The organism is Kribbella sp. NPDC056345 (genome assembly GCF_042262745.1).
Classification (GTDB): domain Bacteria; phylum Actinomycetota; class Actinomycetes; order Propionibacteriales; family Kribbellaceae; genus Kribbella.
The window spans coordinates 431,145-445,348 of record NZ_JBHJQQ010000006.1 but is presented as its reverse complement, the minus strand read 5'-3'; the positions used below and the strand labels follow the sequence as shown (position 1 = coordinate 445,348).

12 protein-coding genes are annotated in these 14,204 nt (G+C 68.4%); 6 read left to right on the top strand and 6 right to left on the bottom strand.

Features of this window, described 5'->3' with window-relative positions; all coding sequences use genetic code 11:
* The first annotated feature begins 45 nt into the window (after positions 1 to 45).
* Positions 46 to 888, top strand: coding sequence for a DUF4232 domain-containing protein (locus tag ACFCV3_RS23925; RefSeq protein WP_376033237.1), 843 nt, complete (start codon positions 46 to 48; stop codon positions 886 to 888).
* Here the strand turns inward: ACFCV3_RS23925 and ACFCV3_RS23920 are convergent.
* Genes ACFCV3_RS23920 through ACFCV3_RS23910 form a run of 3 tightly spaced genes read right to left on the bottom strand, consistent with a single transcriptional unit; the run spans position 879 to position 3,875 of the window.
* Positions 879 to 1,709: an alpha/beta fold hydrolase gene (locus ACFCV3_RS23920; RefSeq protein ID WP_376033235.1), complete on the bottom strand. Its 831-nt coding sequence runs from the start codon at positions 1,707 to 1,709 to the stop codon at positions 879 to 881. The genes ACFCV3_RS23925 and ACFCV3_RS23920 overlap by 10 nt on opposite strands.
* 49 nt (positions 1,710 to 1,758) lie before the next feature.
* Entirely contained in the window at positions 1,759 to 2,958 is a 1,200-nt protein-coding gene (locus ACFCV3_RS23915) for a M20 family metallopeptidase (RefSeq protein ID WP_376033233.1), read from the bottom strand.
* On the bottom strand, positions 2,955 to 3,875 hold the full coding sequence (locus tag ACFCV3_RS23910; protein WP_376033336.1) for a 5'-3' exonuclease H3TH domain-containing protein: 921 nt from the start codon (positions 3,873 to 3,875) through the stop codon (positions 2,955 to 2,957). The genes ACFCV3_RS23915 and ACFCV3_RS23910 overlap by 4 nt, the downstream gene beginning before the upstream one ends.
* Before the next feature lie 83 nt (positions 3,876 to 3,958).
* Here ACFCV3_RS23910 and ACFCV3_RS23905 point away from each other — a divergent pair, with 83 nt between their 5' ends.
* Entirely contained in the window at positions 3,959 to 4,399 is a 441-nt protein-coding gene (locus ACFCV3_RS23905) for an Lrp/AsnC family transcriptional regulator (RefSeq protein WP_376033231.1), read from the top strand.
* Between the two features lie 190 nt (positions 4,400 to 4,589).
* Here the strand turns inward: ACFCV3_RS23905 and ACFCV3_RS23900 are convergent, their stop codons facing one another.
* On the bottom strand, positions 4,590 to 5,498 hold the full coding sequence (locus ACFCV3_RS23900) for a phosphotransferase family protein (RefSeq protein WP_376033229.1): 909 nt from the start codon (positions 5,496 to 5,498) through the stop codon (positions 4,590 to 4,592).
* A gap of 100 nt (positions 5,499 to 5,598) precedes the next feature.
* On the opposite strand from ACFCV3_RS23900, the gene ACFCV3_RS23895 reads away from it, so the two are divergent.
* Positions 5,599 to 6,261, top strand: a complete 663-nt coding sequence (locus tag ACFCV3_RS23895; RefSeq protein ID WP_376033227.1) for an HAD family hydrolase — start codon at positions 5,599 to 5,601, stop codon at positions 6,259 to 6,261.
* 138 nt (positions 6,262 to 6,399) lie between these two features.
* Here the strand turns inward: ACFCV3_RS23895 and ACFCV3_RS23890 are convergent, their stop codons facing one another.
* The gene (locus ACFCV3_RS23890; RefSeq protein ID WP_376033225.1) at positions 6,400 to 8,898 is read right to left on the bottom strand and encodes a YfhO family protein; all 2,499 of its coding nucleotides are present in this window, start codon (positions 8,896 to 8,898) and stop codon (positions 6,400 to 6,402) included.
* Between the two features lie 455 nt (positions 8,899 to 9,353).
* Between ACFCV3_RS23890 and ACFCV3_RS23885 the strand changes: the two genes are divergently transcribed.
* Genes ACFCV3_RS23885 through ACFCV3_RS23875 form a run of 3 tightly spaced genes read left to right on the top strand, consistent with a single transcriptional unit; the run spans position 9,354 to position 12,410 of the window.
* Entirely contained in the window at positions 9,354 to 10,511 is a 1,158-nt protein-coding gene (locus tag ACFCV3_RS23885; protein WP_376033223.1) for an ROK family protein, read from the top strand.
* Positions 10,508 to 11,353 (top strand): sugar phosphate isomerase/epimerase family protein, encoded by an 846-nt coding sequence (locus ACFCV3_RS23880; RefSeq protein WP_376033221.1) that lies wholly within the window; start codon positions 10,508 to 10,510, stop codon positions 11,351 to 11,353. The genes ACFCV3_RS23885 and ACFCV3_RS23880 overlap by 4 nt, the downstream gene beginning before the upstream one ends.
* A 1-nt stretch (position 11,354) precedes the next feature.
* Positions 11,355 to 12,410, top strand: coding sequence for a Gfo/Idh/MocA family protein (locus ACFCV3_RS23875; protein WP_376033219.1), 1,056 nt, complete (start codon positions 11,355 to 11,357; stop codon positions 12,408 to 12,410).
* A 68-nt stretch (positions 12,411 to 12,478) separates the two neighbouring features.
* Here the strand turns inward: ACFCV3_RS23875 and ACFCV3_RS23870 are convergent, their stop codons facing one another.
* On the bottom strand, positions 12,479 to 14,068 hold the full coding sequence (locus ACFCV3_RS23870; protein ID WP_376033217.1) for a hypothetical protein: 1,590 nt from the start codon (positions 14,066 to 14,068) through the stop codon (positions 12,479 to 12,481).
* Positions 14,069 to 14,204 lie beyond the last annotated feature (136 nt).

Genomic DNA, 14,204 nt, shown 5'->3' with positions numbered 1-14,204 from the left:
CGGCGAAGCGCCTGCGGTGGCTCGATGTTCTGATTGACTCGTCGGATGCGCAGCAGACTTCCTGTCCTTCTGGTCGGTGTTCTGTTGCTCGCGGCGTGCGGGTCGCAGCCGGCTCCGGCCGCGCACCCCACGGATACGTCCTGCGACACCCAGCCCGGTGGCGAGCCCGCTGAGTCCGGAGTCCGGATCACCGGCGTGAGCCTGCTCGCCAAACACTGCGCTGAGTTCGAGGTGACCAACACCGGAAGCCGGGCTGCCGTGTACACCGTGACCTTCGCTTTTCTGGCGAGCTCCGGCGAGGCGTTGGTGAACCCGCGGCGCACAGCACCAGTGGTCGAGCCTGGCCGGACCGTCAGGGACACGGTCCGTGTGGGCGAGCAGCGCACAGAGATCGCGCGGGTGAAGATCATCAAGGTGCGGAACGTGCCCGCCGCCGAGGCTCCGAGCGCCGAGTGCCCGAGCTCGGGGCTACGCCTGTACGGCGATGACGATGCCGAGGCCGCCATGGGACTTCGTGTCCTGGGTGTCCACCTGGAGAACTGCGGCCCGCGAGCCAGCCGCCTCAACGGCTACCCGAAGCTTGAGCTCCTCGACGAGAACCACAAGCCGATCCGCACCGTGAAGATCCTCCAGGGCAGCAGCGCAATCACCAGCGGGCAGACAGGCGCCGACGGTGTCGCCAAGCTTCTCGTTCTGGAACCAGGTGAACGCGCCTCTGCCCACTTGGTCTGGCGAAACACCGTCGAGGCCGGCGGCGCCGACGTGAACAGCCCCTACGTCAGAGTCTGGGCCAAGCCCGGCGTCAATCCGGTCATGCTGACCCCCGAACTCGACCTGGGGACCACCGGCAAGCTCGGCGTCGGCCCCTGGAAGAAGGATCAGCCGTAGCTCACGGCCTGGTACGACGCAGCCTGCGCATGGTGAGTCAGCCATTCGCGGAACGCTGCGGGGGCGGAGAACATCGGCATGTGATCCGCATGGGGGAGCACCGACAAAGTCGTGGTGCGGGCCTGGTCGGCGATGCGGCGGGCCCAGAGCTGGGTGCCCTGGAAATCGTGTTTGCCGACGATGACGTGGATCGGGGGTTCGAGCTCGGCGAAGCGGGTTTTGACGGGTGGATCGAGTTCCTGGCCATGGGCTTCGGGCATGGCCAGGATGCGCGAGTTGGCCACGGCCAGCCCGGTCAGTAGCCGGCGGTCGGCTTCGCTGACTTGGGGGCACCAGCCGTCGATGTCGTGGCCGGCTGCGGCGGGGATGCCTTCAGTTGCGAGCAGGTCGGCGATCTCGGCGAAGTGGGTTCGCATGACGACGCGGGCAGCCTCCTCCTCCGGTGTCGGATCGGGGAACTCGCCGAACGACCCCGCGACGACACACACGCTCGCCACCCGATCCGGATGCCGATGCGCGAAACCGAGCGCGCGGCGGCCACCGTCGGACGAGCCGACCAGGACGGCGCGCGCGACGCCGGCCGCGTCCAGTACGGCGAGCAGGTCCGCGATCTCGTCGTACGGGCCGAAGGACGCCGACGACAGGCCGTTGTCTCGGTAGTCCCAGGTGGTGACCCGGGCGAACTTGGCCAGCCACGCAACCGTCGAATCCCACATCCGGGTGTCGGCCAGGCCGCCGTTCAGGAGGACGACGTCGGGTCCGTCGCCGTGCTGCTCGAAGTAGAGGTACCCCTCAGGTACGTCGACGAAGTGTCCGCGCATGCCCCGCAGTGTGGACGACCGCGGGGCATGCGCACATCGGGAAGATTCCCTAGATGCCGCGGGCCAGACGCCGTACGGCGAGCTCGGCCAGCAGGGCGGCCGCGTCGGGGAGGACGGAGTCGTCGAAGTCGGCCAACGGGGAGTGGTTGTCGGCGGCCTTCTCGGGGTCGGCCGCGCGGCAGGCGCTGAGGTTGAGGTAGACGCCGGGGACCTCGTTCAGGACGTACGACATGTCCTCCGCGCCGCAGCGTGGATTGGCGCGTTCGCGGAACCGGTCGGCGCCGAAGAGCTCGATGATGGTGTCCCGGGCGAAGACGAACTCGTCGGGGTTGTTGACGGTGACGGGGTAGCCGATCAGGTACTCGACCTCCGCGACCAGCCCGTGCGCGGCCGCCATCGCCTCGACCAGCTTGACCGAGGTCTGCTGGACCTTGGCCCGGGTCTCCTCCGAGAACGTCCGCACAGTCGCGTCGAAGAACGCGTCGTCCGGGATGATGTTCTCCTTGGTGCCACCCGCGATCCGCCCGACCGTGAGCACGACCGGGTCGAACACGTCGAACTGCCGCGTGATCATCGTCTGCAGAGCGGTCACCATCTCGCAGGCCACCGGAATCGGGTCCTTGCCGCGGAACGGCGTCGACCCGTGCGTCCCGGCGCCGATGACGCGCACGTGAAGCTGATCGGCCGCGGCCATGAACGAGCCGGGCCGGCTGCTCCACATCCCCAGCGGCTGCACGGCGGAACCGACGTGCAGGCCGTAGGCGGCATCGGCCCGGCGTCCCGCGGCATCGAGGACGCCCTCACGAATCATGATCGGCGCGCCGCCGGTGGTCTCCTCGCCCGGCTGGAACATGAAGACCACGTCACCGGGCAGGTCGGCCTGCATCGCCGACAAGACCTTCGCGGCGCCGACGAGGCCGGCCACGTGCAGATCGTGGCCGCAGGCATGCATCATGCCCGGGTGCTGCGACACGTACGGTACGTCGACGCGCTCGGTCACCGGCAACGCGTCCATGTCACCGCGGAGCAGGACGACCGGCCCCGGACCGCGGCCTCCCCGCAGTACGGCGGTCACCGAGGAGAGCTCCTTGCCGAGGGTGATCTCGAGCGGCAGACCTTCGAGCGCGTCGAGAACGAGCTGCTGGGACTTGGGCAGCTCGAGATCGAACTCGGGAACCTGGTGCAGGGCCCGCCGCAGCAGGATGATCTCGTCACCGAACTTTCGGGCGAGATCGATCGTGGCCGTCATGCCTTGGGTCCGAGGTTCAGGGCGGTCATCACCCGCTGGGCGCTGCTGCCGAGCTCGAGCAGCTCGACCAGGTCCAGCCACCGCTCAGGATCCTGCACCTGCTGCGGGATCGCGAAGTTGGCCACGGTGACCGGCGCGTCCTTGGCGACCGCGACCACCTTCGGGGCGACATCGAGGTAGTCGGCCGCGTCCAGGATCTTCCGCTTCACCGCCGCGGACATCGGCGTACTGGGGTCGGCGGCGGCCGCGCGGATGCTGTCCAGATCGCCGTACGCCGTGATGAGCGAGGCGGCCGTCTTGTCGCCGACCCCCTTGACGCCGGGCAGGCCGTCGGACGCGTCACCGCGCAGGGTGGCGAAGTCGGCGTACCGGTTCGCGGGGATCTCGTACTTCGCGAGCAGCGCCTTCTCGTCGTACACCTCGGCCCGGCCGACGCCCTTGGCCGCGGTGTAGATGACCCGCACACTGCGGCTGTCGTCGATCAGCTGGAACAGGTCCCGGTCGCCGGTCACGACATCGACCGGCATCTGCGCCTGGTGCGACAGCGTGCCGATCACGTCGTCTGCCTCGTGGTCGGCCGCGCCGACGATCGCGATCCCCAGCGCGTCCAGGCAGGCGCGGATGTACGGCACCTGCACCTCGAGACGGTCCGGCACGTCCTCGACCTGGTCACCCTTCGGCGACACGTACTCCACCCGCTGCGCCTTGTACGACGGAATCAGCGCGACCCGCCAGGACGGACGCCAGTTGTCGTCCCAGCAGGCGACCAGATGGGTCGGCCGGTGGTTCTCGACCAGGCGGGCGATGAAGTCCAGCAGCCCGCGGATCGCGTTCGTCGGCGTACCGTCGGCGGCCTTCATCGTGTCCGGCACGCCGAAGAACGCACGGAAGTACAACGACGCGGTGTCGAGCAGCATCAGCCGCTGTCCTGTCCCAAGATCCATCTCAGCCATGAGGCGATGCTTTCATGCCGGGGTCTCGCGGCAGTAGGGTCTCCAGGATGGAGGACCTGGACCGCAAGATCGTCGGGCTGCTCGCATCCGACGGCAGGATGAGTTTCACCGACCTGGGCAAGGCCACCGGCCTGTCCACTTCCGCGGTGCATCAGCGGGTGAAGCGCCTCGAGCAGCGCGGTGTCATCCAGGGGTACGCCGCCCTGATCGACCACACCGCACTCGACCTCCCGCTCAGCGCCCTGATCGCGATCCGCCCGATCGACCCCTCCCAGCCCGACGACTCGCCCGAACGCCTCCGCGACGTCCGCGAGATCGAGTCCTGCTACTCCGTCGCCGGCGACTCCAGCTACGTCCTGATCGTCCGGGTAGCCTCACCCGCCGCCCTGGAGAACCTCCTGGCCGTCATCCGGGCCCGAGCCAACGTCTCCACCACCACAACCATCGTCCTCAGCACCCCCTACGAACACCGCCCCCCAGCGCTGTAGCCCGACCGCGGCCCTGTGGCAGGACAGGTGGGTGTGCGGTTTCCTTGGACGGACGGGGAGTCTTCTTGACGGGTGGAGGTCGCGGGACGGACGTGCATCACCCACTAACTCTGCTCCAGCGTGGCCGGGCGTCGGGTGCTGAGCGTGAACCAGGGTGGTCGCGCGGGGTTAGTGGGTGATGGCGGTCCGCCTACGGGGCGATGCCGAGCGCGGCGAAGCGGTTGGTGAGGTCGTCGACCCACTCGTCGGGCGTTCGGTGGTCGGGGAGCGGGACTCCGGCTTCGGAGCGCCAGAGGGCGTCGCCGAGGACTGTGCGGAGGTGCCATGCCATGATGCGTTCGGGGTCGAGCGGGTGAGCGGTGTAGTGGCGCAGCGTTGCGGTGAGCAGCTCGACACCGGGGCCGGTGCCGGGGAAGAGCCGGAGGTCGTACTCGGGCTCGGCCAGACCAGCGGTCTCGAAGTCCACCACCACGCTCAACCGACCCTCGGCCCACACCTGGTTCCCACCGTGCAGATCGCCGTGCACGAGCACGCCCGGGCGCGGGGTCGCCAGTACGTCGTCCGCCCAGTCACACCACCGCCGTACGGCGGAACGCTGCTCCGCCCGAATCCACCGGGCAAAGCGGTCCCGCAGCACGTCTGTTGATGCCGGCTGCAACGACGCCGGCGGAAGCCGACCGAGCTCACCTTCGACCCGCCTGGCAGCCCCGGGATCATGCAACGCACCCAGGAACTCCGCGAGCTGCCGCCCCACCTCATCCCGGTCCAGCGAGTCCACGACGTCGAACAACGCCTGCCCCGGCTCGAGTGCCGTCACCAGCAGCAGCGGATCGGTGCTACTCGCAACGACCTCGGGCAGGAACGGAATCTCCAGTGCCTCGAGTACGGCGATCTCGTGCGCCAACCGGAGCGCTGCCGGCTCCGACCACGCGAACTTCACCACGAACCGCTCACCAGCCACCGCGCTGGCCAGCCACCACTCGGGATCTTCCTCAACCCGCGCCGGCCGCATCGCGATCGGCTGATCGCCCAGCTCAGGCGCGACCTCCCGCAACGCCGCCGCGACCGCCGCCGGCAAACCGTCCTCCAACCACCGCACTGCCGCACCTCCTTGCCGTACGCGAGGCTACTCGGCCCGCGAGCGTCCACGCCGCACCTTTTCCAGCACCCGAGCGACGCCGTTGACGTAGGGTCATGGGATGCGTCGAGTGCTTCTGAGTGACCTGTTCAGCACGTTGATCCCGGGCGGCGACGCCGAGCGCGGAGTGCTGAACGAGGCGATGGCCCGCCTCCTCGGCGTCGACGCAGCGCGCTTCATCCGGGAGTTCGACGCGGCCGCGTACGAGCGTTTCACCGGCATGTACGGCGACCTGGAGACCACCGTCCGTCTCATCGCCGAACGAGCCGGCGGCAACCCCACCGACGACCAGGTGCTCGAGGCAACCAACCTCCGCCGCGCCCTCACCCGCCGCCTCATGCAAGGACCGCCCGCCGGCACCCTCGGCACCCTGGCCAAACTCCGCGCCGACGGCTGGCGGATCGGCCTGGTCAGCAACATCACCACCGAGACCCAACTGCAGTGGCGCGACAGCCCGCTCGCGCCGTACTTCGACACCACAGCGTTCTCCTCCGAGCTCGGTGCCGCCAAACCCGAGCCCGCCATCTACCTCGCCGCCTGCTCCGCCCTCGGCGTCACCCCCTCCGAATGCGTCTACATCGGCGACGGCCGCGACAACGAACTCCCCGCCGCAGCCGCCCTTGGCATGCACACCATCCGCACCCTCGAACACTCCAACAGCCACCCCGCCTGGTCCGGCGAAACCGTCAACACCTTCGCCGAACTACCAGCCCTGCTCGCGTGATCCCCTCAGCTTGAGGACGAGTGTCTGGCGAGTGTGGTCAGCCAGTTGGTGGGGGTTCGGACACTGATCGGGGTGCTTGAACAAGTTGTGCCTTGTCCCAGCCCACCAGTTCCTGTTCACGCCCCGCCGAATGCACGCTCAGGGCCGCAAATCTGGCCCGGCCTGCCCGGCCTGCCCGTCCCGACCGGTCCGTGATCGGCGGTGGACCAGGAAGGCTGTCAGGAGTAGGAGGGCGGCCAGGGAAGCTGCGCCGGCTGCCAGGCCGAGGCGGGTCCCGGGTGGTCGGTAGGTACAGGCGACCTCGGATGCGCGTGGTCCCACAGCGATGCTCAAGAGACCGGCGTGGGCGATCGGGGTAGTTGGTCTGCCGTCCACGGCGCAGCGCCAGCCCTCGATGTTGATCGCGGCCACGGTCACCGTCGCGGCGCGACCCGGAAGCCGCTGGATGCGGATGCTGTGACCGCCGACCTGCACGACGGGCGGTGCGGATTCAGTGAGGTCGCGGACAGCGGCGGCCAGGCGACTGCGATCCAGACAGGCCAGGGCTCCGCTCGGGATCGTGGTCTGCTGGTGCGCCTTGATATCGACGCGAACGTTGCCGCTGGCATCGGCTGTGCCGACCCGAGTCAGGGGAGCGCCACTGTAAATACCAGGACGCCTGTCCCGCAGCGTCGGCTTCCATGAGCCGTCGATGAACAGCTCGACGTACTCGGGCGCGGTCAGGTAAACCTCAGCCCCGGGCCGACAAGAGGCGACGACCCTCCCGGTGGCACCCGTTGCAATCATCACGGCGGAAAGCTTCGGCACGGTGTAGACGTCGGCCCCGAGAGCGGTCTCCTGAACGCCGTACGGTCCCGGATCCGACGACTTCCACGGAGCCGCAGGACGGATCGTGACCAGTGGCGCTGCAGCATCGCGCGTCACGAGCTTCGGTCCGCCGTCGCGGATCACGCGACCACGGATCGCGAACACGGCGTCCACGACGGGGTTCTCGGGATCGTAAAGAGCGCGCCCGTACGACGTGTAGCCGAATCCCAGCGCGATCAGCGCTCGGGACGTCGCCTCTGGGATGGTGCTCGAGTAGTACTGCGGTCCCTGCCCACCCAGCAGCATCGGATCGTTGAACGTGATCAGCTGCCCCGGTGCCGTCCGATACTCAGGCCAGCCATCCATCGACTGCACCAACGACCGCACCTGCTCATGGTCGGCTCCCCAATACACCGTGTTCGAGAGCCTCCCGTATCGAGCCTCGTCGATGGCCACCGAGGACGCCGTCACCTCAACCAGTACCGCGCCGACCAGGACCGCAACCACACCCCGGCGCAGCCATCCAAGTGCCCGATCACGGGTGCAGAACCAAGCAAGCACCGAGACAACGATCAGGACCGGTACGACGATGCGCGTGGTCGGCGTGATGTGCCGGACGTCGCGCGTCCACACGTACAGCCCGAGAACGAGTAGCGCTGGAGAGAGGACCGCCGGAGAGAGCGCGTTCAGGAGGGAGCGCGATCTCGGGAACGCGCTCACCGACATCCAGCCGAGGATCACGAGCATCCCCGCGATCACGAACGCCTGCCGGTACGAACTGCCCTGCGGCGTATCGAACCCGTGCCAGGCCCGATGCGTGAACGTCACCTGCATGCTGACCACGGTCAGGCCAACCGTCAGCGTCCAGACCAGCCGCTGCCGTAACGCGATCGCGCGGTTGAGCGGGAAGCTCAACGCGAGCAACAGCATCAGCGTCCCCACGGCGAAACTCGGACTCGTGCCGACCCCCTCGGTGCCGGCCAACAGCCGCGACAGGAACTCCCGCGTCCCGGTCCGCTGGAACTCCTGCGGTGGACTCGGAGTCGCGGCCCGCACCAGAGCGAACGTCGGAACCAGCAGCGGTGCCGTCAGACCGATGCCGAGAGCAACGGCCAGAACGCACCGGACTCCACCGGTCAGCCGCTGCCGCCAAGGCTCGCTCGAATCAGCCGCCAGGATCCGTGCCAGCGTGACGATCGCGGCCCCTATCGTTGCCATGTACACCGTGTAGAAATGCGACGTCCACAGCAGCGCGACAACGATCGGCGTCACCACCATCGCGATGATCGACCGCTTCTGCAGGATCCACTCACACAGCAGACAGAGCACCGGGAACGCGACCATCCCGCTCAGCCAGGTGGTCATGTACGCCGCATCGTCGATCGCCCACGAACAGGCGCCGTACGACGTCCCGGCTGTGACGGCGATCCAGACCGGACCGCTCGGCCGGATCATCCGCAGGTACGCCGTCATGGTGCCGGCCCCGATTCCGATCGCGGCCGTGGCGATCAGGAACAGGGCGAGGTCGATCCGGTCCCGCGGCATTACGAATGCGATCCAGGACAGCGTGGAGCCGACGTACGCCATGAAGTCGCCGAGGAACGGGACTCCGAAACCGCTCTGCCAGTTGAACACCAGATCGCCCGCGGCCTGGCCGGTGACGACGTCGCGCAGGTGCGCGGCCATCGGGATGAACTGCTGACCGAGATCGTTGGTGCTGCGGGTCCGGTCGCCGAACGGGTACGTGCCGCGGATGATCCCGCTGAGGACGAAGGTGGCGGAAGCGGCCGCACCCGCAACCATGGCTGGCCAGTAGCGCCGGGCCTGCATCCTGAAAGGTCCCCCTCGTTCGGCTGCCGTTGATTGCATTCCTGCGAGATCAAGGCCGCGGCCCGCCATCCGTTGCGTTCCTGCGAGATCAACGCACGCAATGCACCGCAAGTGATTGCGTTCCTAAGAGATAAATGCAATCGGGGGGCCACGAGGTTGCTTGCGGTGCGGAAGTGAGTGTGGCGGCTCGGGTGCGGGGGCGGGGGCGGGGGGGGTGGTTCGGGTATGGGTGTGGCGGGTGTGGGTGTGGGTTTGGCGGGTGTGGGTGTGGGTTTGGCGGGGTGCGGGGGTGGGTGGGGGTGTGGCGGGGTGCGGGGTGAGTGTGGTGGTTCGGGTGAAGGTGTCGTGGGGTGCGTGGGGGATCGCTCTCCGTGAGCTTTGGAAGTTGCTTGTCAGGACCAGCGGTGGTCGACTAGCGTGGTTATTAAAGCCGGTTGGATAATTGGTTGGGGTCGATGGAGACTGCTCCTGGAGCTGCTCACGCGGAGCGGTCCGCGAACCAGGTCGCCTGCCTGCGATGGCTGGCCGAGGCTGGGGTCGCGCAAACAGTCGGTGTGATCGCCGCCGAGACGGGGTTGTCCCGTCCGACGGTGCACGCCGTACTGGACGATCTGGTCGAGGCCGGCCTCGTCGAGCCGAGCAATGCCGCGTCGGCCGGGCCCGGGCGGCCCGCGAGATCGTTCCGGTTCGTGCGCGAAGCCGGTCTGGTCGCCGGCGTGGACATCGGGCCGAGAGGCGTGCGGGCGGTGCTCTGCGATTTGGCGGGGGAGCGACTCGGGTACGCCGAGCTTGCCCGCGACGGCAGCACGGTCGACGTGGTGCGGAACGCAATCGAGGCCGCGGCCAAGGAAAGCGGGACCGATCTTGAGCGGCTGCGGGCAGTCGGGGTCGCACTGCCCGGCGTCGTCGAGGAGAGCGGCCGGCTGCGTGCGAGCCTGGTGCTGCCCGAGGTGGTCGGTGAGCCGATCGCGGAGACCGTTGCAGCGGAGCTCGGCTGCCTGGTCACCGTCGACAACGACATCAAACTCGCGGCCCTGGCCGAGCAGCGCGGCGGCGCCGGTCGCGGGCACTCCGACGTTCTCTATCTGCAGGTCGGCAACCGGCTCTCGCTGTCGATCGTCCTCGACGAGGAGATCCGGCAAGGCAGTCATCGCCTGGCCGGCGAGCTCGGCGCCCAGCGCGGCATGCGCTGGACCCGCAATGCTCAACGCGGCCAACTCGTCTGGACGTCGCATCCGACCGGAGAGGCCGTGCTGCGGGCAGCCGCCGCCGGTGACGCGGAGGCCAAGGCCGAGATCAAGGATTTCTGCGGGCAGATCGCGCCCCGGATCGCGACCGTTCTCCTGGTCGTCGACCCCGATGTCGTCGTCGTGCGCTGTGGTGGCGCGGCCGAGAGTACGGCGTTGCTGCGCCCGCTCGAAGCAGCTGTCGCGAAGGAACTCGTCGTTCCGGAGCGATCCCCGTTCGTGGCCGCTGCCTTGGGGCGTGAGGCAGCGGTTCTGGGGGCGGCCGGTCACGCGTTCGACCGGTTCGGCCCCGCCGTCTACGGCGTCCGGAACTACCCGAGTCCCTGGCACAAGCTCACGCATGACGAAGAGAGGAACTACCAGTGAAACTGGGAGTCAGTTCGTACAGCTTCAGCAAGCTCATGGCCCGCGGCGAGATGGACCTGGTCGGGGTCGTGGACTGGGTGGCGGACTCACCGGCCGAGCACCTGGAGATCGCCGCACTCGGCGACGACCTGCTGACCGACGACAAGCTGGTCGAGACCGTGGTGAAGGCCGCAGGCGACCGCGGCGTCCCGATCCTGAACTACCTGATCGGCGCCGACTTCCGCGAAGGCAGCACCGAGGAGATCGATCGCGTCCGGCGGCACGTGGACGTCGGGCATCGGCTCGGCGCCAAGCTGTTCCGTCACGACGTCCTGCCGTGGGGCTGGCGCGAGGCAAATCAAGCCGAGTTCGAAAAAGTGTTCCCGCAGCTGGTCGAAGGCGCACAGGTGATCGCGGACCACGCCGCCGGGCTCGGCATCACCACGACGGTCGAGAACCACGGCATGTCCATGAACGGTCACGAGCGGGTCGCCCGCCTGGTCCACGCCGTCGACCGCCCGAACTTCCGCGTCACCCTCGACCTCGGCAACGGCCTGTGCGTCGGCGAGGTGCCGGGCCGGACCGTGTCCGGGCTCCTCGATGTCGCGGCCGCCGCGCACGTCAAGGACTTCCACATCCGCCGCTCGATCCCCAGCGACGGCTGGCTGAAGACACTGGCCGGCGACTACCTGCTCGGCACCATCCCAGGGCATGGCGACCTCGACCTGCGGGCCCTGCTCGCGCTCGTCGCCACCAAACCCGACCTGCCCGTCACACTCGAGTTCGAGGGCCTCGAAGCCGCTCCCGGCGCGGTCGAGCTCGGCCTCAAGAACGTCCTCGCACTGGCCCAAGGAGCCTCCTGACATGACCACCAGAATTGCCGTGATCGGCGTGGGCACGATCGCCCAGGAACACATCAAGGCCTACCAGAAGAACCCCGGCGCCGAGGTGGTCGCGCTGTGCGACATCGACATCGAGCGGGTCAAGCAGCGCGCCGAACAGTTCGGCGTACGGCGGGCGACCGGCAACGTCGACGAGATCCTGTCCGACGCCGAGATCGATGCCGTCAGCATCTGCGTCCCGAACAACCTGCACGCCCAGATCGCCGAAGCGGCCCTGCGCGCCGGCAAGGACGTGCTCGTCGAGAAGCCGATGAGCGTGTCGGTCGCCGAGGCCGAGGCACTCGTCAAGGCCACCACCGAGACCGGCCAGGCGCTCCAGATCGGCTACGTACGGCGGTACGCGCCGAACGCCCTGGTCGCGAAGCGGTTCCTGGACGAGGACGAGTTCGGCAAGATCTACGCCGCCCGGACGACGATCCTGCGCACCGCCGGTAACCCCGGCGGCTGGTTCGGGGACAAGGACGTGGCCGGCGGCGGACCGCTGATCGACCTGGGTGTGCACGTCGTCGACCTCTGCTGGTACCTGATGGGCCAGCCGGCCGCGGTCGCCGTGTCTGGCGCGACCTTCGACCCGATCGGTGCCCGGGACAACATCCAGAACCTGTCCCGCTACCGCGCGGCCTCGGCCACCCGGGTCAACAACGTCGAGGACTACGCCACCGCCCAGATCCGGTTCGACGGCGGCGCCGTACTGAACGTCGACGTCTCCTACTCGCTGCACACCCGCAACGAGACCGCGGTCCAGCTGTTCGGCGAGAAGGGCGGCGTGGAGATCGAGCCGGCCCTGCACATGGTCACCGAACGCCACGACACCCTGCTGCACATCGAGCCGCAGATCGACTCGCTCGGCTTCGACTTCACCGTCGGTTTCGCCAACCAGATCGAGAACTTCCTGCGCATCTGCCGCCGCGAGATCCCCGCCGACGCCCCCGCTGAACACGGCCTCGAGATGGCCCGCATGCTGACCGCCATCTACGAGTCCGCCGCCACCGGATCAGAGGTGAAGATCACCCACTGACCCCCGCGTAGCTGACGTCCGAAAGATCGGAGACCGGTCTTTCGGACGTTCGCGGAGCGACCGATCGCTCAGTAGCCGCCCGCGTCCACCATCTGCGTCTCGTACGCCGCGATGCGGATCTTCCCCTTGCCCTTGCGCGGAACGACGAGCACCACGTCATGCAGGGTGGTCGAGGTCAGCCCGCTTGTGTAGCGGGTCGAGGGCCGGCTGAATGCGGTGCCGTCGCCGGAGTCCCAGAAGAAGTACGCGTTGTTCGCGACCACGACCTCGTACTGGTCTCTCAACGTGGCGAGCACGACTGCCTCACCGCCCCGGGTGATGAAGGTCGCGGGCGGCGTGGCGACGCTGTAGGTCCGACCGACCCGCACGGCGAGCTTGTGCTTGGTCCAAAGCGCACGATTGCCCGCCAGATCCTTGAACCGCTTGCCGAACTGGGGAAGCACAGTGAACGATGCGCCCTGCGGCGACTTGCCCTCCGCGGACAGGTACTGGCTGAGCGCCGTGGCGGCGGTCTGCGGCGGCAGCACCAGGTCCTTGCCGTCGGTCTTGGTCGCCGGCCGGAGCCCGGTCAGGTCGGGCAGCTTGGCGGACTTCTCGAGGTTGGCTGCCATGGTTCGGAGCCAGGGGCTGCCGGCGCTCTCGCGCTGCCAGAGGCCGACTGCCGAGCCCTCGGTGGTCACGAACTGCATGGGGTAGCTGCTGTACTCCGGTACGGCGAAGGTGGGCTTGGTGTAGGTCGGCGGCTTCGGGATCGGGCGCTTCAGGTTGCGGCCGATCGCGTACGCGGCCCGGGTCTGCTTGACCAGGTCCCCGCCCTCGACCTGGCCGATCTGTACCTCGTTGCGGCTGCGGCCGGCGCTGGTGCTGACCTCGTTGTAGCGCTTGATCACCGCCTGACCCGCCTCGGTCGAGACGGCCGGCCGGGTCAGCTTGGTGACCGTGTCACGCTCGGGTACCACCGAGCAGCCGGTGACCAGGCCCAGTACGACGGTGCCCGCGAGCACCCGGTACGTCGTACCGAACGGGGCCGGCGCGGTGGGCTGCTGAGCCGTGGGCGGGGCGGCGAACGGAGCGGCAACCGGGGTGGCCGGGCGGCGCCGGATCACGATCAAAAGGATGCCGAGGGCAAGGATCAGCAGGCCGCCGACGAAGACGCCGAGGGTGATCAGGAACGCGTTCGGGATCTCGACACCGACCCGCACCTGGACATCGGGCGCGGTCTTCCCGTCCGCCGACATGATGACCACGTCGTACGGACCGTCCTCGATCGGCCAGCGGATCGCCTGGCTACCGGTGCCGGCGGCCTTGGTCACCCACCAGTCCAGGTTCGCCGGAACGGTCAGCGGATCGGCCGAACCCTTCTGCTCCTGCGTGGTCAAAGCGATCGGGTACGTCAACTGCACGAGCGACGTGTGTGCAACGCCCTTGAGGTAGCTCGCGACATCGAAGTCCCGTCCGACCCCGACGAAGACCGGCTTCCCGCCGGCCGAACGCGCCTCGACGTGCAGGATCGGTCCATGCCGGTCTAGCAACTGCGGCGTACTGGCGATCGCCAGACCTTTGCCCACCACATGCTGTTCGCCGGACCGGACCGTGTTGTCCGGCCCGATGATCCAGAAGGCAGCCACCCCACCAACCGCCGCCACCAAAAGCCCCACGAGACCCAGCAGAACCCCAACAGACACCCGAACAACCCGCACGAACAACTCCCGAGATAGCAACCAACCGGCCCCAGATGGTAGCGGCCTTCAACGGCCGCTCACGCCCAGAACCGGTCGGATTGCACGAAGCTGC